The organism is Roseburia sp. OM03-7AC (assembly GCF_003462625.1).
Classification (GTDB): Bacteria; Bacillota; Clostridia; order Lachnospirales; family Lachnospiraceae; genus Roseburia_C; species Roseburia_C amylophila.
Window position 1 is genome coordinate 20,416 of sequence record NZ_QTZJ01000004.1, and the last position, 25,816, is coordinate 46,231.

The window sequence follows — 25,816 nt, forward strand, 5'->3', positions numbered from 1 at the left end:
TGTCTTTTCACATTATCTGCTATCATTTTTATGCTGGCAGCCCGCAAAGGGTGTTTCTCATCGTTTTTCAAAAATCACATCAATATTTCCCACATCACAACTTACATCCATATCATAATCTGCGTCATTGTCGATTTCTTTTTCTCTGCCAAGTCCGGAAACGGAAATATCTCCTACTTTTATAGAACCAACATCACAGCTTAAACTATAATTGTAATCCTGCTGCTCTCCGGTTAATTTCAATTCCATATTTCCCACATTACAATTGGCGTCTAAATCACCTTTTACTTCACCGGCAAAATCAAGATTTCCGGCATCCACATCCAAGCTTGCATATGCTGTCGTCAACAGTCCTTCTTTTATATCAATATTTCCTGCTCCGACTTCAACTGAAAGTTCCTCTAACTCAAGCTGTTCCGGCACTTCAATAACCACCTGTAAACGATGCACTCCATCTCCCCAATATGCTGCATGGGAATTTTCGCTGATTGTTAAAGTTCCATCTTCCAATGCAGTCTCTATCTCTGCATTTTTAGAAGTTGTTATTACCTTAATCTCTTTGCCTTTTCCTTTGACTACTTTCAACATTCCTGCATCCATATCGATATCAAGTGATTTCACATCTTCCGGTGCAAATGCAGTCTCTTCTGTACTGGCTGTTCCTTTATCCTGTCCTTCCCAGTCAGTTATATCCCAATGAAATGCAAATTTATTATTTTGCACTGCTTCTACAAATTCCCGCATGGTTCCACCGGTTGCAATTCCAATTCCTAATACCACGCAGCCTAAAAGAAAGCAGCCTAATGCAATACCAAAAATAATTTTTAATGCTTTTTTCATGCGCAAGCGCCCCCTTTCTTCTTAAATAATGACTGCCATAAGTTTGCAATTCCTTTTGCCAACCATGGGAGAAACTTTCCACATACCAAAACCAGAAGTCCGGCTGCGCATAATCCGATTGCAAGCATCAGAAGTCCGGCTGCCATAGAAATAAGACCTAGGGAAATTGTGCCTGTTACCAGAATTGTAATTGCTACACCTGCTACCGCTATTCCGCCGATTACACAGCCGACTGCAATTCCAAATAGTCCTCCGGTAATTCCCAATAAAGTTCCACCAATTGCCACTAAAATACTTCCCCAGATTGGTGAAGTAATCACCAGCAGAATAATCAGCAAAATATTTCTTGTAGTATTGTCTTCCTTCTGGATCGTTCCGTTATAATTCTGCTGCCCCATATTCTGGCTTGCACCGTTATAATTCTGCTGTCCCATACTCTGGCTTGCACCGTTATAATTCTGCTGATTACCGGAAGATGCTGTCTCACTATTATTGCATCCTGGGAAATCTGCCCGGATGGTTGCTGCCACTTTTTCCGGAGATTCTAATTCCCGGATTATCTTCTCTTCATTTTCTTCTCCTGCATCCTCAAAGTAGCTGGTATAGTATGCAATTGCTTCCCGTTTTTCCTCTTCCGGAATTCCTTCTAATAACTGCTCCAGCCTTCTCATAAACTCCTGTCTGTTCATATCTTCTCCTCTCTGGAAAATAATTCTGTTATTTTCGAAGAATAATTTTCCCATTCCTTCCGATAATATGTTAATCTTTCATTTCCATTCCCAGTTATCTTATAATACCTTCGATTTCTGCCCCCACATTCTCTGTCGTATACTTCCAGACAACCGTCCTTCTGCAATCTTCGCAACACCGGATACAGCGTTGATTCTGACACTTCAATGGCTTTCCGCACATCCTGCGTAATCTTATAACCATAAGTACCTTCCTCATCCTTTGATACTACAGCTAAAACAATTGCATCCAGAAGTGCCGCGCCTGTATTAAATACCATGCAATCACTCCCTCCAGATTTTCATAAATATAATATTATTTTTAATGCATTACTATTTTATATTCAATACTATATATCATATAATATTATTTGTCAACCTATAAAACCTGTCACTGGCAGCCTTTTACGAATGCGGGCAAGAAAAAAGAATGTGCCTTGGCACATTCCCGCGCCTGCGGCGGTCGCTTGCGACATCTACCTTATACGCCGCAGTGCGCATCCTCGCGGAGCGTTTTTTACTTTACAGGAAAGCAATTTCCTGTAAAGCAAAAAAAGAGCCTTGCTTCGTTCTTTTCAAACAACCAAGACTCTTTTTCTCTTATTTCTACATTCGTTTCCTGTTTTCTATTTTAATTATTTTCCGGCAAATACTTTTTCTACCACTTCCGGAAGCTGTGACAAATTTTCAATTTCCGGTACTTCATCATCAATTGTGCCAAATCCATATGCTGCATGGATAAAAGCGACTCCTGCCTTTTTGCTGGATTCGTAATCGCTCTGGATATCTCCCACATACACTGCATCGGTAAGTGCATTCCGGGATACTACCAGGGCTATATTATCTTCTTTCTGTTTTTCATTATTTCCATAGCATTCTATATCCGAAATATATTTTCCTAAGTTATAATAAGAAAGAAAAGCCTCGATATATCCGCTCTGACAATTGCTTACGATATAAAGTTCATATTTTTCCTTCAGCTTTGCAAAGGTTTCTTCCACACCCGGATATAACACCGCACCATGCCCGGACAGATATTCATTTTCATATTCGCCACATTTATCTAAAAGTTCCATCCGCTCTTTTTCCGGCATATCCGGGAAAAATTTTGCTGCAATAACATCCATTGTTTTTCCCATGATTCCACGAAAATCCTCTACAGTCAGAGGTGTACGGTTCACTTTTTCCTGTTTTAATATTTCATTCCAGGATTCTGCCACACCGACTGTAGAATCCCACAGAGTTCCATCCATATCAAAAATTATTCCCTGCTTCATTTTTCTTTCCTTCTTCTATTTTTCTGTTTTCTATTAGTTTTCTATTAGTTTTTGAATTTTTTGTTCAATTTTATTCCTACATGGTGTATAATACCATTATTATAAAAAAAATTGCAAGGAGATTTCTTATGAGTCAGGAAAAAGTTGACCGTTATAAAGAACAAAAGAAAAATCGTAAAAAAATAATGAAACAGGAGAAATGCAAGCGTTATCTGGGTTATACCGCTACCGTTGTTGTCATTGCACTTATCATAGGCTGGGCAGGCTTCTCCATTTATAAAAATCATGAAGCAAATAAACCGGTATCCTATACAGAGGTAGATTTAAGTGCTCTTACGGATTACTATTCCAATCTGCAGGTGGACTAATTTGAGTGGAACAGATATCATCCAATTAGTAAGTCTTGTCATACTGATTCTTTTATCAGCATTCTTTTCTTCTGCTGAAACCGCCCTTGTAACCGTTAACCGGATTAAGATGCGGACCTTGGCAGATGAAGGAAATGTAAGGGCAAAGCGCGTGCTTGCTATCACGGATCATTCATCTAAGATGTTAAGCGCTATTTTAATCGGAAATAATATTGTAAACTTATCCGCCTCTGCTATTTCTACAGCACTTGCCATCCGCATTTTCGGAAGTGTTGCTGCCGGAATATCAACTGGAATTTTAACTGTTTTGATTCTGATTTTCGGTGAAATCACTCCAAAAACAATTGCTACCATACATTCCGAAAAACTGGCATTGGCGTACTCCGGAGTTGTCAGCTTTCTTATGAAGGTTCTTACTCCTGTCATCTTTATTATTAATATGCTTTCCCATGGCTTCTTAAAGCTCCTGCATATTAATCCTGATGCCAAGAAGCAGACCATGACAGAAGCCGAGCTTCGTACTATCGTAAATGTCAGTCACGAATCCGGTGTTATTGAGAATGAAGAACGCAATATGATTAATAATGTGTTCGATTTAACTGATTCTGAAGCAAAAGAAATTATGGTTCCCCGCATAGATATGACTTTCGTAGATGTCAATGCCAGCTACGAAAAATTATTAGAGATTTTCCGGGAAGCCAAATATACAAGATTACCAGTATATGAAGATACCACGGACAATGTCATTGGTATTTTAAATGTAAAGGATTTATTGCTCTATGATGACCGGACGAATTTTTCCATCCGCTCTATTATGCGGGAACCGTTCTTTACATATGAGCATAAGAATACTGCTGAATTATTAAAAGAAATGCAGGCTTCTTCCCTCAACATTGCTATCGTATTAGATGAATATGGTGCAACTGCCGGTCTTGTTACTTTAGAGGATTTATTAGAGGAAATTGTAGGCGAAATTCATGACGAATATGATGCCAATGAAGAAGCTGATATTACTGCTTTAAGTGAAAAAGAATACCTGGTCAATGGTTCCATGAACCTTTATGATATGTGCGAAAAACTGGGGATTCATTTAGAGTCAGAAGATTATGATTCCATTGGCGGCTATATCTTAGAACATTTAGACCATCTTCCGGACGAGGGAGAATCCATTACCACAGAAAATGGAATCCTGCTCCGGGTTGAAAAAATGGATAAGAACAGAATCGAAAAGGTATATCTGAAAACTCCTTAGGGAGTTTTCGATATACCTTTCTTTTTCTATCATCAGTCATCTGCATACGGAATATGATAACTGAATTTACTTAATCTTACATGATATGCGCCATCATAATTTCCCACAAAAGTTGTACTTACCAGTCTGGTATAATGTAATTCATACAATTCCTTGTCCACTCTTACTGCATCTGCAATATCATAATCCATCGGCCAGTAATATCCCATAGTTCCATCATCAAAACTCATCACTGTCCAAAGCGGATACGGGCATGGATTTGCTGGTTTTATTTCCTCTGCCGGCTGTTCTGTCGGTGTCGTTGCCGGAGTTTCTGACGGTGTATCTGATGGTGCTGCCGGAGTTTCCGACGGTGTATCTGATGGTGCTGCCGGAGTTTCCGATGGTGCATCTGATGGTGCTGCTGGAATTCCACCGACAGGTTCCTGTCCCCCGGATGTCGTTGCGTTTTTCTGAGCTGAAGGGGCCGGCCCTCCTGCAGTTGATGCCGGCTCTGTTGGTTCCTTTCCCGGTGTCACTTCCTGTGTTCCCTTTTTATCGGTTTTCTCATTCTTTCCCTCGGATTCATCCGGCACTTCCTGCTTTGCCAACAGAACCTCTTCTTTCTTCTGCTGAAATACCTCCTGCAATGCTTCCGTCTTACATACCACAACTCCTGTTGCAGTATGCTCCTCTGCTTCGTGGAATTTTCCTATGGATGTTTTGTTTAAAACATGATTACTGCTCTTCTGTACGAAAAATGTACCACCAACTACAGCTGCCACTGTAAGCAGACAGCCTGATAAAATCAATATTTTTTTCTTTGGATTCAATTTTTCATAACTCCTTTCACTTTTCTCCAACTATACCATAAGTCATTTTTATTGTGCAACCAATTTCTTCTTTCTTTCTAAATTTCGGCATATTCACCGATACAATGGATAAATTTGTTCCGAAAACGCTCTATTTCCGTCATTTTCCCAGTATTATGCTGCAATTCATATTCTTTCATCTCATTCATCTGTTGATGTGATAAATTCCAGACTTCTAAAGCCGTATTCCTTTGCAATGCCTCTTCTAACTGTCTGTAATTTTCTTCTCTCCTCCAAATAGAATCCTGTGTTATGGTATCAAGATATTTTTCACTGATAAATCGAAACGTTTTTTCTTTGTCCTCCACCTGTTGCGAGGTAGTATCCACCAGATAAACGGTAACCTGTTTTCTGCTGACATTGCCAACTGCATCTTTTGCATAATAAGTAATCGTGGTGGTTCCTTCATGCGCAAAGTTCTTCCACTCTTCTTCCGTATAATCTTCCACGCAAAAAACAGTATTCTTCTCTTCATCTACTCCGCTCTCTAAGATACCTTCCGGATTATCTTCTGAGCTGTTTTCTCTGTCCTTTGCACATGCCTGCTGCAAAAGTATTTCCTCTGTAATCCTGCCGCTTCTTGCATCCGTCAAACTATAATACTGATCTTTTGCCTCAATAACAGGACTCTCATCCCACTGTGCATATAATCTCTGTTCCCCTGCATGGCAAAAAACATCTTCTTCCCCGATAAGTTCTTTTTCCTGCCATATTACATCCGGCTTTTTATCTTCCTCTTTGTCCTGTTCTGTATCCGGCTCTGTGCTCCATCCTAAGAAAAGGAAGTTCTCCCGCACGGCGTCTGGCATTTCTCCATAGGGTGTCCCATAATATCGGCTCTCCTGCTTTGTCTCTTCTCCATCGATCAGGCCTCCATTTCCATCAAAAATGATTGGAAAGCAATAGCAAAAATCCGTATCTGCTGTTGCATAGCCATCCAGACTGTCATATGCATAAATTGAAATCAGATGCCTTCCATATTCATTCTTATGTTTTACAGCAGAGGTATAATAACGGTAATTATAGTTTTGCCCCTCTATAAAATAGTCCCCTTTTTCTCCTAATTCTGACATCTGCCATTCTGCCGTCAAATCATCCTGACCCTGGTTTTCACTCCACACCGCAAAAGCAGTCTTTTTAATTCCATCTCCGCCATCCCGCACAAAGACATATGTATAGAATCCATCCGTTCCATTCTGAATCGATATCGTCCGCTCTATAACCGGTGGCTTTGATTTCTTCCAGATGGCATAAAAGGTCTGATTCTCCGTTACCACTACCTTATCTCCTGAATTATATACCGGCTCTTTAGCATCTTTCCTGTCTGCCCAGCCGGCAAACGCATACCCACTGCGCTTTGCGGATGGAAGTATTACTTCTGCATCCTTCCATTGTGCCTTTAATAGAACCTCTCCCTTATGCTTTGAAGATAAATTTAATACCTGTGCCTTATCTTCGTATACAGAAAGTTCCGATAACGCTTCCGGCACACCGATTGTGCCTATTCCCTCTCTATGCTCATTATATCCATGATTTATCCAATGTAATAAATATGACTCACGCCGGCTGCCAAATGCCTGTTTTAAATCTTCCCCTCCATATTTCATATAATCCGTCAATCGAAAATATGGACTGGATATTCTTCGTTCCCTGCCCTGTATCACATACTGATAGAAATGTTTTACTAATGCTGCCTTATTAAACCCGAAACTTTCCAGTAAATCCTGATTTGCTTTTGCATAACAGGGGGCATCAAATGCATACCACGGAAATTCTATTCCGTTATAATAAAAACTGTTATGATCTTCCCACCCGGCAAAGGTGCTTTCCGCGGTAAGTTTCTCTGCCTCAGATGTTCCACCATTTCCATCCAAGGTTACTGTATACTCTTTCTTATACTGATTCTGCTGTAATTGAATCGGTTTTCCATACAGCACATCCGGTTGAGAAGCAACCGTTCCGCTGGTAGCCCCATTTCCATCATAATGAATGGTATAACGATTTTCGAGATAATTTACTTCGATATTATCATTATGCCATGCGCCATCATCTCCCCAGGGTGTCATTCCACATCCGTTGGTGTCCACCACAAAACTACAGGTTTCCTCTTCCATACTCTCAAAATAGGTCTGATAACAGTCACTGGTCGACACTCCCTCAAAATGATGCCCCAGTTCCGGCAATCGAAAAGTAACCGGAAGATGATATTCTCTTGCTCCGATTTCAGAAGTTGCATTATCATGTCTGGTATAATATACCTTGTCCTCTAATGTAATGCCAAGCTCATCACCACCAATGAAATACATCTTATAATAGATTCGATAATTAATGCCATTGGGATGGCGTTCTCCTATATTACAGTCAATCCGGTAACGGCCCGTTCTTCCACCTGCATTGTCACGGACTGTCAATATGAAATACCCATAATTCTTCGGATACCAGGTCTGGGCACTTCCGTAAGCAGATGAAGTCAATTCATCCGTCATTTCTTCCAACTGCTTGGTTTCTTCTGTTTCTAATACTTCTGCTTCTAATACTTCTGCTTCTAATACTTCTGTTTCTAATACTTCTGCTTCTAATACTTCTGCTTTTTCAGATTCTGCCACCTCAGTTTCTTCTACCGTTTCCGCACTTATCATCTGAATACTGCACGGACTCATAAAAAGAATCATGCATCCGCAAAGGAAACGGCATACTCCCTTTCGCACCTTCTTTTTCATGCTTACCCCCCTATTCAAATACTGCATAATATGTCTGATTTTCTTCTACACACTGTGTAAAATCCGCGAGATAATCCTTGCTGTCCCGCCACTCTAAAAACTTCTTTTTCAAATCATCACAAACCGGTTCTGCCGGAGAGGTACAGTAATCCCCCTTTTGTATTTCCAGCTTCTTATAATAAGATTTTCCCTGTTCCATTTCTTCCCTGGAGCGATAAAAGATTACCGTCTGCATTGCCACTTCTTTTTCCCCTTTCTCCGTTTCTTCTCCATTCCCATCGTCATCTGTAAGAATTGTACGGCAGCACTGTATGCTGCCCTCTTTCCCTCCCGGATACGAAAAATACTCTTCCACTTCCACAGAAAGTAATCCTTTTTCTGCATCTGCTGCAATCATCCGAACAGTTAATTCTGAATCGGAATTCATCTGCGGAACCAGATTTCGAATCAGTAATGTCCTCATATCTTCGGAAGTATAATCTCTGTCTGCATCCGCCTGTACCATCTGCAATGTTGTTTCCATTGCTTCGGTAAGACTCTGTTCTAATTCTTCTTTTCGCACATTCTTATGCTGCATGGTCAGCAGCATCACTACAAAAAGTATGACAATGCCACCGGACAATACCCCAAATACCATATGTTTCATATACCGCCTCCATTTACCGGAATCCGGAAACGGGAAACCGTCCGCTTTTCATATGCATCTTCTGCCCGCACCTCTATTTCATAGATTCCTGCCTTTTCATAAATATCTTCTACTGTTTTTCCTGCCTGATTTCTGATATCAGTTATCTCAATCTTAAGTTCCTTTCCATCTGCATCCACTGCGTGAAACAGTTCTGATAACGCTATCTTATCTGCAATCGTTAAGATGCGATGATCTTCATAGATAATCACCGGAACCTGACGGCTATGAATATCTTTTAACATTTTTCCGTCCATATTATTTCCAACATCTGCACCGGCTGCCGGACGTTCCATCCCACTTCCAGTTATGCGAAATCCCCATAAGCATAATATCAGTAACATTGCCGCCACTAATACGGTAATTACTGTCTGTCCATATTCTTTCCATAATGTTTTCATTTGTTTTACCCCAATGCCCCCTGTGCTCTGCTTATCATTTCATAAAGATAACCTCCCTGTGAAAACAGTCCAAATAAAATTCCTGTCATAACAATGACTGCCAGAACCGCTATCACAAGTCCACCATATTCTTCCATAAAAAAATGCATTTTTATCCCCTTACCGGACATAACCAAGCAAATACCACAACACTCCGATACAACCACTTCCAAGTACTGCATAGATGATTGCCTGTCCATAATCCTCCATAATTTTTCTCATAAATCTACCTTCCAAATCCCCGGATACTATGCTCCGTTTTACTGTGAAATGGTCCCATCCGGTATGCGTAATGCAATATCACTTCCGCCATGGTTACCTCCTTTTCTACGGGCGGCACGTTTCCATTTTCACATACAGTTATAGCTCCGGAATCCTCATATAAATTAACCTGCAGCTGATAGCCCAATTCATCAGCCTGCTTTATACAGGCATTTATTACTTCCCGGTTATAATTGCTGTTTTCCAGTTCCACTACCACATCCGATTTAAAATTTCTTGCCTGACAAATCTGCGCTTCTGCTGCAACAATACCTATTCCAACTGTTGACAGCAGCATCATCAGAAATATTCCAAGATATGTTTTTATTACCTGTTCCATCTAATCCCCTATCTATGTACGCTTGCTAAAAATACCACCAGAAATGCCGTCATATCAATCATCATTTTTCCTGCTCCAGTCAATGCCGGGGCTAAAAACAATGCATATAATCCAGCCAGTGAATCCTGATTTTGTTCTCTTTCTGCCTTATCTAAAAGTTCCTGATTCCGTTTTAAAATCTGACTTAACTGCTTTTCACTGTTTCCATATCCGCCGTTGGATAATGCATACAACATCCGCATAGCAGAATGCACATCCGGTAAATCATAATCTTTTAAAAAATTAAGATATGGTTCCAGACTCTCCGGATTCTGTGAAAGTTCTTCCAGCATATCATCCACTGCCGGTCTTAGAACCTCCGGTGTCTGCGGCCGGATACGATAGAATGCCACCTGCACATTTTCAGTCTGAAGCAATAAAGAAATGTCCATTAACCACTGCGGAAATTCCGTTTCCATTTTCTTTCTCAGATACTTCCGGTAGAAATTACTGCGCACTCCTTTATGGGACTGCACATAACGATATTTCTTTTCATCCCCTTCTCCATAAGATTCCCTTTCCTTCAACCAGTTGCGACAGGTACGCTTCATTGCCCGGAAGCAAATCAGCATATCCAGGGACAGAAAAAGAATTGATGCAATCTGGCAAACCAAAAGTTGCGATAATTCAATATCTTTTGGCAGCAAATGATTCGTTATTGCACATACCAGAATGGATAAACCCACCGCTAAGAATACATTTCTTCGATATTTCTTACAGTCCTGCTGATGCAGTCTGACCCGTTCCATCCACTTCTGCAAATCCTCCAAAAGCAATTCCACCGTTGTCTCGTATGCTCCGCCATACTGTTCTACCATCAGAAAATACGCATGAATCTCTTTCATTCTGCGATTTTCATACTGCTGCTCAATCGCATCTAACTCTTCTTTCATATTGCTGTCATATTCTTTTCGTAAATGAAAGATTGCAGTTTCTATCTGTTTTCGCATGGCTCCCGGTTCAAACAATGCACAAACTGTCTCCAGTGCAGATAAGATTTTCGGATTCTGCAAAAATGCATACAGCATCTGCTCCATATACAATTCTGCTTCCTGCAGACGGGTCTGTTGCTTCTTTTCTTCCTTCAACACTTTATCCATATGCCACATAACAAGAACAAATACAATACTACAGCAGATATATCCCTGCCACTTAAGCTGTAATAAAAATGCTGCCAGCAGCAATAATCCATAACAGCCTCCATAGGCAACGAAACGCTCATTCTTTTTCATATTCTTCTCCTTCCAGACGATGTTGTATCATCGGATTATCAAATGGCTCGGAAATTCCATGCCGCTTCATACGCGCAATCAGCCCTTTTGGAAGTTCTCTCACCATAAGATTACCATCCACCACCTGCATATGTATTTCATTTCTTCCTTCTTCTCTTACAAAGAAGCAGACCTGATCTATATAACGGTACAATTTTCCTTCTGCACTCATTTTCTTCCGCAGCAGAATTCCAACATCAACATAGCTGTATACATCATTTTCCATGCGGTCTGCATCCATACGGCTCTCCATCATATTCAAAATACGGTCCGGAATTTTACGCACATCATCCGTATGAAGCGTGGTAAATCCACGGATTCCGGTAGACCAGCATTCCAGTAAAGACTTTACTTCCGTAGAACGTGCCTCCGATAACATAATCCAGGATGGGTTCTGTCTGAGACATGTCTTAATGGCTTTGGTATAATCAAAATCCGGATTAATTCGCAGTTCCACACAATCTTTTCCGGGATTAATCTGACTGTAATGCCATTCTGGATTATCCTCTATCGTAATGACACGCTCTCCTGCCGGAATAAACTGCGAGAAAAATTTTGCACATTCTGTCTTTCCCGCCCCCGGTTCTCCGCAAAAGACAAAATTCATTTTTGCAGCCACACAATTGGTCAGCAATTCCAGTACCGGAACAGCTACATACTCATCCTCCACCATCCTTTTTACCTGCATACGCAACATTGGCATTGACTTACGGATACAGATACTCCTGCCGGATATGGCAACAGATTCATGCACAATACTGATACGCAGCGTGTTGGTCTCCGCCTCCAACAAATTATTTTTCTTGTTAAAAGGCTTGCTCACTTCATTGGCAATCCGATGGGAAAACTGCTCTACAAACTTCTCTGTAATGCCATGACTTCGAATCAGATAGCGTTCATTTTCTACATCTGTAATCCACAACTGGTTTCCGTTATAGTCAATATCTGTAATCTTATCATTCCGAACATAACGCCAAAGGGGGCCAAAATAATCCGGCTCCATCCGGATACCCAGTTCCTGTCTGTCCAAGTCATCCCCTCCTATGGTGTTCCGATGTTATTTCCAAAGTTATCAATTAAGTTCTTAAATGCATCATAAACGGGGCCACTGGTTCCATTTCCCATAATTGCTGTCACAAGTGCTGCTAATGCTGCAATCGCAACTACTGTTATAATTACCCCACCATACTGTTCAAAAATTTCTTTCAAATAAGAAAACCCCTTTCCATACTGAATTTCGTTTCACTGTTTGGAATATTTGGGAGGAAACTCCCGGATAAAAAAAGATAAATAAGATGGCTCTAATCATACCTGCTTTTTCTTTTTTTGTAAATATATTTTTTCATTTTTATAAAAATTTTACATTTTCATTTTTCATTATGCTATAATAAAAAAGGTATGATTTTATGCCACAATTTTATATAAGAACTACAGGAGGACACATGAATAAATTTATTATTACCACCGACACTACCGCAGATTTGCCGGCAGATTATGTAGCAGAACATAATCTTGGCATGCTGTCACTCACTTATACTATAGACGGCAAAACCTATGACTGGGAACATCCAATGGATGTCAAAGAATTCTATGCAAAGATGCGCTCCGGCTCTCTGCCTACCACCTCTCAGGTCAACCCGGAAACTGCCCGCGAAATCTTTACAAAAATTGCCACGGAAAATGACTGTGATATTCTTCACATTGCCTTTTCCAGCGGACTCAGCGGCAGCTACTCCAGTACAAAAATTGCTGCAAGTGAAATGGAAGAAGATAATTTCCCACATAAAGTCGTTGTCGTAGACTCTCTCTGTGCTTCCATGGGAGAGGGACTTCTGGTTCACAAAGCTGTCCAGATGAAAGAAAATGGTGCCACTTTAGAAGAAACCGTAAAATGGCTGGAGGAAAATAAACTACATCTGGTACATAACTTTACGGTAGATGATTTGTTCCACCTTCACAGAGGCGGACGTGTTTCTAAAACCGCTGCGGTTCTTGGTACCATGATTAACTTAAAGCCGGTGCTTCATGTAGATGATGAAGGTCATCTTATTATGGTTTCCAAGGTTCGTGGACGTAAAAAATCCCTGATTACCCTGGTTGACAATATGGAAAAGCAGATGGGCTCCTACCGTGACCAGAATGATATCGTATTTATCAGCCATGGTGATGCTTTAGAAGATGCACAGTTTGTTGCAAATCTTGTAAAAGAACGTTTTGGCATCGACAGCTTCTTAATCAATTATGTCGGTTCAACTATCGGTGCACATTCCGGTCCTGGAACGATTGCATTGTTCTATATGGGTGAATATCGATAAAACGCCAGCAGATACGAAGCGGTCAAAGTCAGCTTTTTACGGATGTCTGGCAAAATATCTGACAACTACGAGAAACACGCTTTGCGAGTTTCTCGAGTTATCGCGGTGCTCGCCAAAATCTGCTGAGAAAAGAAATTCGCTCAGGCAAGCCTGGCTCTTTCTTTTCTCTCAGATTTTTTCTCGCTACTCGCGTAAATCAAAAAAGAGTTATTGTACCACGATTTAAAATTCTGTGATACAATAACTCTTTTATTTATGTGAGAAACATGCTTTATCTGTTTCTTTATTTTTCTGCAGCTTCTTCTGCTTCTTTTTCTTCTACTTCTTTCTCATCCACTTTGATGCACAGTTCCTCTAACTGCTTCTCATCTACGATATCCGGGGCATTGGACATAAGATCGGATGCATCCTTTACTTTCGGGAATGCGATGACATCACGGATGGAATCTGCATGTACCATATGCATAACCAGACGGTCAAGACCATAAGCCAGTCCTGCGTGTGGTGGTACACCATAGGAGAATGCATCCAGAAGGAATCCAAACTGCTCATGTGCTCTCTCTTTTGTAAAGCCAAGAACCTCAAACATTTTCTCCTGAATATCACTCTGGTGGATACGGACAGAACCACCGCCTAACTCGGTACCATTTAATACGATGTCATATGCTTTGGCACGTACTGCACCCGGATCTGTATCAATCTTATCCCAGTCCTCTTCCATTGGCATGGTAAACGGATGATGCATTGCCATATAACGATTCTCTTCGTCTGACCACTCCAACAATGGGAACTCTGTAATCCAGAGGAAATTATACTGGTTCGGGTCTAAGAGGTCTAATTCTTTGGCAATTTCAAGACGAAGTGCACCTAATACATTCCATACAATTTTATTCTTGTCTGCTGCAAATAAAAGCAAGTCTCCCGGCTTTCCGTCCATTGCTGCTACCAGATTCTTCAATTCCTCTTCTGTCATGAATTTTGCAAAGGATGATTTATAGCTGCCATCTTCCTGTACAGAAAGATAAGCAAGTCCTTTTGCTCCATAGCCTTTTGCAAACTCTACCAGCTTGTCAATCTTCTTTCTTGGCATTGCGCCCTGTCCTTCTGCATTGATACCACGGACAGAACCGCCCTGCTCTAACGCACTGGTAAATACACCAAAACCGCAATCTTTTACAATATCAGATACATCCTTTAATTCCATTCCAAAACGGGTATCCGGCTTATCAGAACCAAAACGATCCATTGCTTCCTGCCAAGGCATTCTCTTAAGTGGAAGTTCTACATCTACACCGATGGCTTCTTTGAAAATGTATTTTAACAGACGCTCATTGACATCTAATACATCATCAATATCTACAAAAGAAAGCTCCATATCTGCCTGGGTAAATTCCGGCTGACGGTCTGCACGTAAATCCTCATCACGGAAACATTTTGCAATCTGGAAATAACGGTCATATCCGGATGCCATCAGAAGCTGTTTAAAAAGCTGCGGTGACTGTGGCAGCGCATAAAAACTGCCTGGATGCACACGGCTTGGCACCAGATAATCTCTTGCACCTTCCGGTGTAGACTTACAAAGAACCGGTGTCTCAATCTCTAAGAAACCTTCTTTTGCCATAAAATCACGCATCAGATATGCCACTTTACTACGCAGCATCAGGTTACGCTGGATATCCGGTCTACGTAAATCAAGATAACGATATTTTAAACGAATCTCATCTTTCGTCTGGCTGTTCTCTTCAATCTGAAATGGCGGTGTCTGTGATTCTGAAAGAATACGGATACTCTCAGCAATTACCTCAATATCACCGGTCTTTAAATTCTCATTAACTGCTGCAGAACGCTTCTGCACGGTTCCTTCGACTGCAATAACAAACTCGCTACGCAGTGTTCCTGCTTTGGCAAAGCCTTCGCTTCCTACCTTTGGCTCGTCGAATACAAGCTGCAGAATTCCGGAACGGTCTCTTAAATCTATGAATATAAGACTTCCTAAATTTCTTCTTTTCTGTACCCAGCCCATGACGGTAACTTTTTCTCCAATATTGGCATTGGATACTTCTGTACATCTATGGGTTCTGTGTAATCCCTGCATGGATTCTGACATTTTCTTATCCTCCTAAAAATCGTGTATCTTTTCCTTCTATACCTAATTGGATATTTTACCACATAGCAGGCAATCCGTCAAAATAACTTCTATGGATTTTATGAATTATTTTAGAGAATTATGGTCTGTTCTGTATCGCATGGTATAAACAAATAGCCATCTACTTCTAATACACCACTTAAACTTTCCATTCCTGATTCTACCTTTTGAACCGTCTGCTTCTTTGAATTCCTTCCATCCATCTGAATATTAACGGTGATACTTTTTTCAGAAAAAGTAGCATCATTTTTATTTATTACTATCACACAGCCACAATCATCCGGTACAACGGTTATCGTAAATACGCCTTTTTCTTTTGTACATGTTACTTCCGGCTGTGTTTTTTCTGCCTGATAAATAACTGAAATTCCATTGTCTTTCTTTGCTACTGCCGAATATCCATCCGAATCTTTTGCTCCATTATACCAGTCTGTTATGAATGGCAGAACGAAAACATTGTCTTCTGACAGATTCTTCTGCTTTAATATATCCGTTACGCCCTCTTTTTCCTCACCTTTTATCGCATCCAACTGATGATACAAATCCTGTGGCAATGCAGAAGCAATGATTTCTATCTTATACTTCTGTTCTATATTTGAGATGGCATCTTTATCTATTCCACTGCTCTTTACACCATCCTCTATAAGACTTTTTACATCCAAAACATTTTCATCCGGGAACCACACCGTATAGCGTCCGTTCCATGCACCATTTTCTGTTATCATCTCTTCCTCTGCAATTGTTGTGTCATTTTCCTGCCAGTCCATTCTCCACTGACTTTCCTCTTCAAAAAATGCTTCTAAATCACCCTGATATAATGCATGATAAGCAGGTGTTGACATGTCAAAACGCTCATAGGCAAAAGCCGGTTCACAGGAAGTCAGATACATCATTCCTTCTGAAATACCAAGCGTATTTTCCAGTTCTTCCTTTAATGCCTGTTCAATTTCTGCCTGCTGGAAATTGTCAAAACAGACTATTCCCCAATACGCACCAAAGACTTCCGGATTCCCGCTTTCTACGCGTCCCCAGGAAAATACTTTTTTATCCGGTTGTGAGGAAAGCTGACCTTTATAATAGCAATAATAATTACTTCCCTGTTCCAATATTACCGGCTGTAACACAAGGTCCTCTGCCTGAACGGTTCCTTCTCCATATTTTTCATTCAGATAATTAGTTATCTCTTCTTTAAAGTCATCCGCAGAAAGCAGTTCTCCGATTGCAGGAGTATTTGAAGTTCCTCCTTTAGAAGCATCCCTATTATAATCCTTACTTCCACCTCTTGTGGATGAATTACTGCTGTTTTCATTTTGTGGAACATTAGATGAACTGATCGGTGCCGACGAATCATAAGACTTTTCTTTTGTTGTATCCGGCTTGTTAAAAATAAATAAGCTGACAAAAAATACAGCCAAAAGAGCTACACTTACTGCAGTCATCTTCCATACAATAGAATATTTTCCATTCCAGAATTTACTGGCACCGAATGATTTTTCCGCTTTAAAAAGGCACATTGCCTGTACGGTATGGGACTCTGATAAAATTCTTTCACCCATGGTACGTCTCAGCAAATCTTCCCTTTTCTTTAATTCACTTCCGATGTATTTTGCCGCTTTGGCACATATTGAAGTATTTCTTAAAACCGCCTGCATTTTCTTCCAGAAATCTATCTGCCCGGCATATAGATTCCAGTGTTCATGCTCCATAAGCTTCTTCCAGCATTTATAAGACTGAAAATATCCGGCATCAATCAATTTTTTAAACTGCTCTTCATATTCTTCCTTCAGTTTTTCTGGAGAAATAATCGTATTATCTTCAATCCGTCCAAAGATTTCTTCATACTCTTTCTGACTTTCTTCCGTTTCCACAGTATGATTTGTTTCCTCTGTGGTCTCTGCCTTTTGAATCTCCGGTTCCATTTTCGGTTGCGCATTTATTTCCTGCTGAGTATTTATCTCCTGCTGTGTTTTTTCCACCTGCTGTAACGGCTGTGCATAGACTGCTCCATTTTTCGCATAATTCATCGCAGTTCCGTATGCATCGTACAAATTTTTCCAGCCAGCCTCATCTTCCTCCGGATGGCATTCCCTTACTTTTTTAGCAAATGCAGCTTTAATCTTTTTCTTATCCTTTGCTATTTCTATACCAAGAATATCAAATGCTTCATCAATTCTCATTTTCTCATTTCCTCCCTAGCTTGTATAATATGGTCCGTTCCAGGTCTGATTTGTCTCCTGTTCCGCTAATTCATCTTCCTCTGCATCCTCATCTTCATCATACCAGTCTGAGAAATTATTCATCTTCTCCCACGGTTCATTTACCTGCTGTAAATATTCCTCTATCCGGTTTAAATATGCTTCAAAAGAACGGCGTGCTTTCTTTATGTCAAGTTCATTTTGATATATCAGTATTTCTGTAAAATACTGCATTCTACGTTCAATTTCTTCTCTTATATTTCCGGTTGTCTCCTGATAAAGTTTCTTTGCACGCTCCAATACCAGTTGATTTTCTTCTTCTCCCTGCGGTTGAAATTTTATCTTCTCTAATTCTGCAACTGCCTTTTCTATTTCTTCTTCACTCATGCCAGTCTCTTCATTTACAATAACAAGTCGCTCCTCTTTTCCTGTGGACATAATCGTTACATCTACTACCAGTATTCCATTAATATCATATGTAAACCGCACTTTAATTGCTTCGGTACCACTTCGTACGGTTTCTTCATTTTGCGGTAATTCTACCTTCAATTCACCCAGATGCAGATTATCTTTTGCATACAACGCTTCTCCCTGATTAACATCAATCAATACGCTTTTCTGCCTTGGGCTTGTGGGATAATATATTTTTTCCCTGCTTGCCGGCAATGCGCTATTACGCTCAATAATCACATCATTATAACTATCCTTCGGATGTGCCCGGTTATATACGGATGTTCCCAGTGAAAACGGACATACATCCATAAGAAGCATATCCTTTACCTCTGTATCACGTTCCTTTATTCCTGCATAAGTTCCGGCTCCAATTGCAATCATCTGGTCCGGATTCATCAGACAAACCGGTATTCCCTTTAAAATATGTTTTATATACTTATGCACAACCGGCATCCTACAGGATCCGCCAACCAATACCACTTCATCTATCGCATCTTTTGCTATCTCTGCATCTGCAAGAACTTTCTGTATCGGTTTTAACATTCTTTGAAACAAAGCTTCTGTCAAATTGATTAATTCTTTTCTGGAAATTGTCATCTGACCTTCTACGCCAGGATAAGTCACTTGCATTGTTGCCATTTCTTCTTCTGTCAGCATTTGCTTTGCTCTATTAGCACTCTCCAAAATGGCAGCCTGCTGCTCTTCTTTCATTTCTGTCCAATCCAGTTTATTCTTCTGAGCAAATTCCTGTGCGATATATAAATCAAAATCATTTCCGCCCAGGTGGTTATCTCCACTGACCGCCTTTATTTCTATGATATTTTCAAAACACTCTACCAGCGAAACATCTAATGTACCACCACCAAAATCAAATACCAGCATGGTGCTCTCTTCTTCCTTCCGCATCTCATGACAGGCAAGTGCAGCTGCTGATGGTTCATTAATAATTCTTTCCACTTTAAGTCCAGCAAGAACTCCCGCATTTCTTGTGGCTCTTCGTGCCATATCATTAAAATAGGCAGGAACACTAATTACTGCTTCTTCCACCGGTTCTCCCAGATAACGCTCTGCATCTTCTTTTAATCGTTTTAAAACCATTGCAGACAATTCCTCCGGCTTATAATCTCTTTCTCCTAACCGGTACGTTTTTGCTGTACCCATAAAGCGTTTAAAAGAAGCCACTGTTTCCTCCGGATGTGTTATCATTCTCTCCTTTGCCACTTTACCGACATATGTAATTCCAGCCGGTGTAACACTAACCACACTTGGTGTCAATAATTCTCCAAATGAATTTGGTATTAATTGTGCATGTCCCTCTTCCCACACGGCTACCAGACTGTTGGTTGTTCCTAAATCAATTCCCACAATTTTGCTCATAATCCCTTCTCCTTTTCTTCCCAGACCGAAAAAACTGCCATCAGCAGTTTCTTACGGATACCTGACAACTTCATAACTACGAAAAATGCGCTTTTTCTCGCTACTCAAGTAAAAAAGAATGTGCCTTGACACATTCTCGCGCCTGCGGCGGTCGCTTGCGACATCTACCTTATACGCCGCAGTGCGCATCTTCGCGGAGCATTTTTTACTTTACAGGAAAGCAATTTCCTGTAAAGTAAAAAAACAGCATCAAAAACATCTCTGCTTCCGACGCTGTTATCTTTCACTTCTCTTATTTGTTAAAAAACTCCACAAATTCTTCATAACCCTCTGCCGTAAGCTTCTCCTTCTGGAACTTCTTGTTCTTATTCATACGAACCACTAATACCTGGGTTCCTTCGGAACGTTCCTTCTGAGCCTGTGCAATTACCTCCTGCAGCTTATCAGCCGGATATCCCTTTTCGATAAGATATGCCTTCTTCGCTGCCTGTCCCGGAATCTTAAATCCGCTCTCTAAGAGCAGAAGAATGATTCTTTCAAAACCGATGGAAAATCCACATGCAGGTACATCGTTGCCGGTAAATCTTCCAACCATCTTATCATAACGTCCGCCACCACCGCAGCTTCCGCCAAACTCCGGCATTGCAATTTCAAAAATAGTTCCGGTATAATAACCCATACCACGCACTAAAGTCGGGTCAAATACCATTTTAAAGTCTGCTGCTTTGGTTGCTTCTACGCTGTCGATAATCTCTGTCAGGTTCTGCTTTACTTCTTCCTCTAAGAATCCTGCTTCAATTAATGTATCACATAAGGTAACCAGTCCGTTTTCGGTACCTTCTGCTTTTTCAAATAAGGATAAGTACTTATCGACCGCTTCTTCTGCAAAGCCTTCCTTTTTCAGTTCTTCTGCGACTCCGTCCAGCCCAATCTTGTCCATCTTGTCTAAGATGATAAATACAAGGTCGTAGCTTTCTTCCGGAAATCCGCTGTAAGCTGCCATTGCTTTTAAAATACGGCGTTCATTGATTCGGATTTCAAAATTCTTAAATCCAATCCTGCCGAGGGTTGTAGTTGTTGCAAGAATCAGCTCAATCTCTGCCAGATTGGACGGCTCTCCTAAAATGTCAATATCGCACTGCATGAACTGACGATAACGCCCTCTCTGAGGACGGTCAGCACGCCACACATTTCCCATCTGTAATGCCTTAAACGGGGATGGGAGCTGGTTACTGTTATTGGAATAGAATCTTACCAGCGGAACGGTAAGGTCGTAACGCATACCAAAATCCACTACATCTTCTTCTTTTTCTGCTGTCTCTAAGTTCAGCTTTTCACCACGTTTTAATACTTTGAAAATGAGTTTTTCATTTTCTCCACCCTGTTTGCTGGTGAGGTTTGCAATATTCTCCATACAAGGAGTTTCAATTGGTGTAAATCCAAAACTCCGGTAGGTCTCTTTGATTACATTCTGCACATAATCACGAATCTGCATCTCCTCCGGTAAAATATCCTTCATGCCTGTAACCGGCTTCTTACTCAATGCCATGAAATTTCCTCCATTTTCCGAGATAAGCATTTTATCTATTTTTCTTATTATATATTTGTATTCATACAGAACTATTATATTTTTCGTACCCTGATATGTCAACCGCTTTTATTCCTTCGTAAAGAGCCTGCTCTTGCGCTCTATCATCTCATCAATTCTTGCGATATACTGTGCCACATCCTTGACATTCTCGGCACGTTCAATCCGGTGTGTGCCATCGGGATTTGGCTGTACCCAGACACGCTTCGTGGATGCACCAGCACCACAAGCTACAATACTCTGTTTCTCTTCCATAATAAGAACATTGTATACACCGGCTTTTCCCGGTGCTGCGTAGCCGACGTTTTCAAAATTTCCCGCCATGTTCTTCTGACGATACAGATAATATGGGAAAAGTCCCATTTCTTCTGCCACTTTGGAAGTCAGTGCGATATGGTCTGCGGTATTGACAATTTCAAAATCCTGATAACGCTCTCTTTGTATATTCAGCCTTGCTGCACGCTTGATGGCAAGGGAGTGAACCGTCAGATTATCCGGTGCTAACTTCCGGATTACTTCCATGGTATCTGCTACATCTGAAAGACTCTCTCCTGGAAGTCCTACGATTAAATCCATATTGATATTATCAAATCCAAGTTCTCTTGCCAGATTAAAGCTGTCTATTGTCTGCTGCACGGTATGATGCCGTCCAATCAGATCCAGTGTCTCCTGTTTCATGGTCTGTGGATTAATGGAAATTCTGCTGATATCATGATTGCGAAGCACCATAAGCTTCTCTTTTGTAATACTGTCCGGTCTTCCGGCTTCCACTGTAAATTCCACTAAATCAGATAAATCAAAACTACATTTAATTTTTCGAATCAATCTGTCTAACTGTTTCGGATTTAATGTGGTCGGTGTTCCACCACCGATATAAATGCTGTTTAATTTCTTATGTGCAAATTTGACCGCTGTATAATCCAGTTCCTTTTCCAGTGCATCCAGATATTCATCCATACGATTCTTCCAGGCTGCCAGGGAATAGGACGTAAAAGAACAGTAAAGACATGTGGTCGGACAGAATGGAATTCCAATATAAAGGCTGTAGCCTTCTTCGTAGTCTAATTTGTGTAAAAGTTCCAACTCCCGCTCTGCAATTTCAATACTGAGCTTTATCTTCTCATCGGAGGTAAAATACGTTTCCTTCATATAGCGGGCAATTTCTTCCTCGCTCTTACCCTCTTCTAAAAGTGCCATCGGAATCTTGGTCGGGCGGATACCGGTAAGATTTCCCCACGGAAGTTCCACTCCGGTATATTCTGACAGCAGCTGATACAGCGTCCGTTTCAGGCTGTTCTTTGTCTCCTTGCGGTTTGTATCATCTACTGCTACTCGTTTTGTAATTCCGGTCTGATTTTCATTTTCTTCTGAAGGCTCTACCTTTTTCCAGGAAAAAATGATTTCTTCCGGTGCAAACTGTACATCCATGTGATAATGTACCGGCTCTTCTTTTTTCTCCTTATCCTTCGTGGAAACATATACCTCTTCCTTCGGATAAAATGCCTTTACCAGCGAATGGATATCATATTCAAATTCTGCTTTATCTAATAATACTGTTATCATGGTTCGTCCTTATAAATACGGATTATGCATCCGCTCATAGCCTATTAAAGTGCTTTCGTCATGTCCGGTATACACGGTCACATCATCCGGCAGCGGCATCAGTTTTTCTCTGATTGCCCGGATTAAATCCGATGCACTTCCTCTTGGGAAATCGGTTCTTCCCACAGATTCCTGAAACAGCGTATCTCCGCTGAAAAGAATCTTCTCATCTGCAATATAATAGCAGCATCCTCCAATGGTATGCCCCGGTGTAAAAAATACACGGATGGAAAATCCTGCAAGATTTAATACTTCTTCGTCTTTTACGAAAACATCTGCACGATAGACCTTATGCTCTCCTATCATCCCGCAAAGGTTAAGTCCCGGGTCTTCCAAGGTCTCCCTCTCTGCCTCATGGGCATAAATGGAAATCTGGTATTTATCTGCAAGCGCTTCTGCTGCTCCTGCATGGTCAAAATGTCCATGGGTCAGAAGGATTGCCACCGGTTTCGCTCCGGTTTTCTCAATCTGCTTTTCAATCAACTGTGCCTGGTCTCCCGGGTCTACCACAAGAAGTTCTCCTGTCTTATGATTTACCAGAAGATAGCAGTTGGTGCAGACTGGTCCCACAATATATCGTAATACTTCTGTCTGTTCTGTCATAATTTTCCTCTTCTATAATAACTGTCTTTGAATGCTTCATAAATCAGCAATTTATTCTGCTAATATTTTATCAGCCGGTAGTACGTTCAATATCAATCACGCTCTCTACCTGACGGATTTTTTCTATTAAGCTGCTCAATTCCTCTTTCCCTTTGGTATTAAAGGAAATAGAAATGGTCGCAACACCCTGTTTGCTGGTCTTGGAATTAATGGAACTGATATCAATTTCCCGTTCGGTGAAAATTCTGGTAATATCTACTAAAAGTCCGGTACGGTTATTACCAAATATTTTAATCTCAGCAAGATAAAGTCCATTGTCACCATGCTCTGCACCCTGCTGCCACTCTGCATCAATCAGACGCACTTTTTCCAGCTCGGAAAGGTTCATGATATTAATGCAATCGGTACGATGAATAGATACACCACGGCCTCTTGTGACAAATCCTACAATTTCATCTCCCGGCACCGGGCTGCAGCATTTGGAAAAATGCACTGCCACATCATAAAGTCCTTTTACAATGATACCACTCTTGGATTTCTGTGGAACTGCCTTATCCTTATTCTCGGAAGACACATTGTTCAATACATCCTCATCGGTAAGCTGGATTGGGTGGTCTTTCCGGTACTCCTCCAGCATCTTATTCACGACCTGACCTTCTTTCAGTCCGCCGTGTCCTAAGGTTGCCAATGCGGAATCCCAGTCATGGAATCCATATTTCCGCATAACCTTACTCTGATATTCCGGTTTGTTAATATCCGTAAGATTAATGGATTTTGCCTTACAATACTGGGCAATCAGTTCCTTGCCCTTTACGATATTTTCTTCTTTTAACTCACTCCGGAACCACTGGTTAATCTTATTCTTTGCCTGTGTGCTCTTAACTATATTTAACCAGTCTCGGCTCGGTCCCTTGGAATTCTGGGACGTGATAATCTCAATACGGTCACCGTTCTGAATCTCGTAATCAATTGGAACTAATTTACCATTTACCTTGGCTCCAATCATCTTATTTCCAACTGCCGAGTGGATACTGTACGCAAAGTCTACTGGTGTGGAACCCGTTGGCAGATTCTTTACATCTCCGGACGGAGTAAAGCAGAATACGGTATCGGAAAAGAGGTTCAAATCACTCTTTAACAGGCTCATGAACTCTTTATTATCTGACATGTCTTTCTGCCATTCCAAAATCTGGCGCAGCCAGCTTAACTTCTCTTCCTCTGATTTGGTGGTAGCCACTGTGCCGCCGTTATTGGCAGCTTCCTTATATTTCCAGTGGGCAGCGATACCATATTCTGCGGTACGATGCATCTCAAAGGTACGAATCTGAATCTCAAACGGCTGTCCGGTCGGTCCAATCAGTGTGGTGTGGAGGGACTGATACATATTCGGCTTTGGCATAGCGATATAATCTTTAAAACGTCCCGGGATTGGTTTATACATCTCATGGATGACACCCAGTGCTGCATAGCAGTCCTTGACATTATCCACGATAATTCTTATGGCAAATAAATCATAAATCTGGTCTAAGGTCTTATGCTGATTGACCATTTTCTTATAAATGGAAAAGAAATGCTTTGCTCTTCCGTCAATCTGTGCCTTGATTCCTGCATTTTCAATATGTTTACTCACTTCTTTTACAAGGCTCTGCACATAATCATCACGGACACTCTTACGAAGTGCAACCTTTTCTACCAGATCATAATATGCTTCCGGCTCCAGATACTTTAAGGAAAGGTCATCTAATTCGATTTTAATTTTAGAAATACCAAGACGCTGTGCAATCGGCGCATAGATGTCCATGGTCTCTCTTGCTTTTTCCTTCTGCTTCTCCGGCGTCATATATTTTAACGTACGCATATTGTGCAGCCGGTCTGCCAGCTTGATTAAGATAACACGGATATCCTTTGCCATGGCAAGGAACATTTTTCTTAAGTTCTCTGCCTGAACCTCGACTTTATCCGCATCATAAGATAACTGACCCAGCTTCGTAACGCCATCCACCAGAAGGGCAATCTCTTCTGAGAACTCGGAAGCAATTTCCTCTACTGTCATGACGGTATCCTCTACGACATCATGAAGCAGTCCGGCTACGATAGTCTCTTTATCCAGCTCCAGTTCCGCTAAAATAATTGCCACACACAACGGATGAATGATATATGCCTCACCGGATTTTCGTACCTGTCCCTTATGTGCCGTATCCGCTGTCTTATATGCCTTTTCAATCAAAGAAATATCTGTCGACGGGTGATATTTCTTCACGCTGGCAATCAGCTCCTGATACAGGCTCTCCGGACTGACGAATTCCTGCATGGTCTTTATGTTGTCATCCTTAGACACCACTTCATTTTCTAATTCTTCTAATTCTTCTGTTGTAATATCTGCCATAATTCACACCAACTTTTTTGCGTTTTATCCCACTTTTAACTATGATTTTTCATTATAATAAAAAATATATAAAAATGCA

23 protein-coding genes are annotated in these 25,816 nt (G+C 40.9%); 3 read left to right on the forward strand and 20 right to left on the reverse strand.

Going from position 1 to position 25,816, the window contains the following annotated elements; all coding sequences use genetic code 11:
• Window positions 1-57 precede the first annotated feature (57 nt).
• From DXB39_RS09655 to DXB39_RS09670, 4 genes are all read right to left on the reverse strand, one after another.
• Window positions 58-840 (reverse strand): DUF4097 family beta strand repeat-containing protein, encoded by a 783-nt coding sequence (locus tag DXB39_RS09655; protein ID WP_117841833.1) that lies wholly within the window; start codon window positions 838-840, stop codon window positions 58-60.
• Window positions 837-1,529: a DUF1700 domain-containing protein gene (locus tag DXB39_RS09660; protein ID WP_158564722.1), complete on the reverse strand. Its 693-nt coding sequence runs from the start codon at window positions 1,527-1,529 to the stop codon at window positions 837-839. The genes DXB39_RS09655 and DXB39_RS09660 overlap by 4 nt, the downstream gene beginning before the upstream one ends.
• Window positions 1,526-1,849, reverse strand: a complete 324-nt coding sequence (locus DXB39_RS09665) for a PadR family transcriptional regulator (protein ID WP_117841831.1) — start codon at window positions 1,847-1,849, stop codon at window positions 1,526-1,528. The genes DXB39_RS09660 and DXB39_RS09665 overlap by 4 nt, the downstream gene beginning before the upstream one ends.
• Window positions 1,850-2,203: 354 nt before the next feature.
• Window positions 2,204-2,845, reverse strand: coding sequence for an HAD family hydrolase (locus tag DXB39_RS09670; RefSeq protein ID WP_117698828.1), 642 nt, complete (start codon window positions 2,843-2,845; stop codon window positions 2,204-2,206).
• A 128-nt stretch (window positions 2,846-2,973) separates the two neighbouring features.
• Here DXB39_RS09670 and DXB39_RS09675 point away from each other — a divergent pair, with 128 nt between their 5' ends.
• Window positions 2,974-3,213: a hypothetical protein gene (locus tag DXB39_RS09675; protein WP_022244383.1), complete on the forward strand. Its 240-nt coding sequence runs from the start codon at window positions 2,974-2,976 to the stop codon at window positions 3,211-3,213.
• Window position 3,214: 1 nt separating this feature from the next.
• A complete protein-coding gene (locus tag DXB39_RS09680) occupies window positions 3,215-4,465 on the forward strand; it encodes an HlyC/CorC family transporter (protein ID WP_117698829.1) in 1,251 nt (416 codons plus the stop codon).
• Window positions 4,466-4,497: 32 nt separating this feature from the next.
• Here the strand turns inward: DXB39_RS09680 and DXB39_RS09685 are convergent, their stop codons facing one another.
• The 9 genes from DXB39_RS09685 to DXB39_RS14945 all read right to left on the reverse strand — a co-directional run bounded on the left by DXB39_RS09685 (window position 4,498) and on the right by DXB39_RS14945 (window position 12,281).
• A complete protein-coding gene (locus DXB39_RS09685) occupies window positions 4,498-5,277 on the reverse strand; it encodes a hypothetical protein (RefSeq protein WP_117841830.1) in 780 nt (259 codons plus the stop codon).
• 77 nt (window positions 5,278-5,354) lie between these two features.
• Window positions 5,355-8,036, reverse strand: coding sequence for an InlB B-repeat-containing protein (locus DXB39_RS09690; RefSeq protein WP_158565986.1), 2,682 nt, complete (start codon window positions 8,034-8,036; stop codon window positions 5,355-5,357).
• 10 nt (window positions 8,037-8,046) lie between these two features.
• Window positions 8,047-8,682 (reverse strand): hypothetical protein, encoded by a 636-nt coding sequence (locus tag DXB39_RS09700; RefSeq protein ID WP_117841827.1) that lies wholly within the window; start codon window positions 8,680-8,682, stop codon window positions 8,047-8,049.
• Window positions 8,679-9,122 (reverse strand): hypothetical protein, encoded by a 444-nt coding sequence (locus DXB39_RS09705; RefSeq protein ID WP_117841826.1) that lies wholly within the window; start codon window positions 9,120-9,122, stop codon window positions 8,679-8,681. Before DXB39_RS09705 ends, DXB39_RS09700 begins: the two co-directional genes overlap by 4 nt.
• Window positions 9,123-9,127: 5 nt before the next feature.
• Window positions 9,128-9,271, reverse strand: a complete 144-nt coding sequence (locus DXB39_RS14775) for a hypothetical protein (RefSeq protein WP_156454680.1) — start codon at window positions 9,269-9,271, stop codon at window positions 9,128-9,130.
• 116 nt (window positions 9,272-9,387) lie between these two features.
• The gene (locus DXB39_RS09710) at window positions 9,388-9,762 is read right to left on the reverse strand and encodes a hypothetical protein (protein ID WP_117698834.1); all 375 of its coding nucleotides are present in this window, start codon (window positions 9,760-9,762) and stop codon (window positions 9,388-9,390) included.
• A gap of 8 nt (window positions 9,763-9,770) precedes the next feature.
• Window positions 9,771-11,033 (reverse strand): hypothetical protein, encoded by a 1,263-nt coding sequence (locus DXB39_RS09715; protein WP_117841825.1) that lies wholly within the window; start codon window positions 11,031-11,033, stop codon window positions 9,771-9,773.
• Complete coding sequence (locus DXB39_RS09720) at window positions 11,020-12,102, reverse strand: ATPase, T2SS/T4P/T4SS family (RefSeq protein ID WP_330408398.1); 1,083 nt, start codon at window positions 12,100-12,102, stop codon at window positions 11,020-11,022. Before DXB39_RS09720 ends, DXB39_RS09715 begins: the two co-directional genes overlap by 14 nt.
• Before the next feature lie 11 nt (window positions 12,103-12,113).
• Window positions 12,114-12,281 carry a hypothetical protein gene (locus DXB39_RS14945; protein WP_022244373.1) on the reverse strand — a complete coding sequence of 56 codons (168 nt, stop codon included), beginning with the start codon at window positions 12,279-12,281 and terminating at the stop codon, window positions 12,114-12,116.
• A gap of 233 nt (window positions 12,282-12,514) precedes the next feature.
• Between DXB39_RS14945 and DXB39_RS09725 the strand changes: the two genes are divergently transcribed.
• Entirely contained in the window at window positions 12,515-13,387 is an 873-nt protein-coding gene (locus DXB39_RS09725) for a DegV family protein (RefSeq protein ID WP_117841824.1), read from the forward strand.
• A 283-nt stretch (window positions 13,388-13,670) separates the two neighbouring features.
• Here the strand turns inward: DXB39_RS09725 and aspS are convergent, their stop codons facing one another.
• From aspS to DXB39_RS09760, 7 genes are all read right to left on the reverse strand, one after another.
• Window positions 13,671-15,494, reverse strand: coding sequence for an aspartate--tRNA ligase (gene aspS, locus DXB39_RS09730; RefSeq protein ID WP_117841823.1), 1,824 nt, complete (start codon window positions 15,492-15,494; stop codon window positions 13,671-13,673).
• Window positions 15,495-15,604: 110 nt separating this feature from the next.
• On the reverse strand, window positions 15,605-17,710 hold the full coding sequence (locus tag DXB39_RS09735) for a hypothetical protein (protein ID WP_117841822.1): 2,106 nt from the start codon (window positions 17,708-17,710) through the stop codon (window positions 15,605-15,607).
• 15 nt (window positions 17,711-17,725) lie between these two features.
• Window positions 17,726-19,558 carry an Hsp70 family protein gene (locus tag DXB39_RS09740; protein WP_117841821.1) on the reverse strand — a complete coding sequence of 611 codons (1,833 nt, stop codon included), beginning with the start codon at window positions 19,556-19,558 and terminating at the stop codon, window positions 17,726-17,728.
• Between the two features lie 292 nt (window positions 19,559-19,850).
• Entirely contained in the window at window positions 19,851-21,107 is a 1,257-nt protein-coding gene (hisS, locus tag DXB39_RS09745; protein ID WP_117841820.1) for a histidine--tRNA ligase, read from the reverse strand.
• 108 nt (window positions 21,108-21,215) lie between these two features.
• On the reverse strand, window positions 21,216-22,709 hold the full coding sequence (gene hemZ / locus DXB39_RS09750) for a coproporphyrinogen dehydrogenase HemZ (RefSeq protein ID WP_117841819.1): 1,494 nt from the start codon (window positions 22,707-22,709) through the stop codon (window positions 21,216-21,218).
• Window positions 22,710-22,718: 9 nt separating this feature from the next.
• Window positions 22,719-23,351: an MBL fold metallo-hydrolase gene (locus DXB39_RS09755; RefSeq protein WP_117841818.1), complete on the reverse strand. Its 633-nt coding sequence runs from the start codon at window positions 23,349-23,351 to the stop codon at window positions 22,719-22,721.
• Between the two features lie 70 nt (window positions 23,352-23,421).
• The gene (locus tag DXB39_RS09760; RefSeq protein ID WP_117699158.1) at window positions 23,422-25,737 is read right to left on the reverse strand and encodes a RelA/SpoT family protein; all 2,316 of its coding nucleotides are present in this window, start codon (window positions 25,735-25,737) and stop codon (window positions 23,422-23,424) included.
• Window positions 25,738-25,816: the final 79 nt, after the last annotated feature.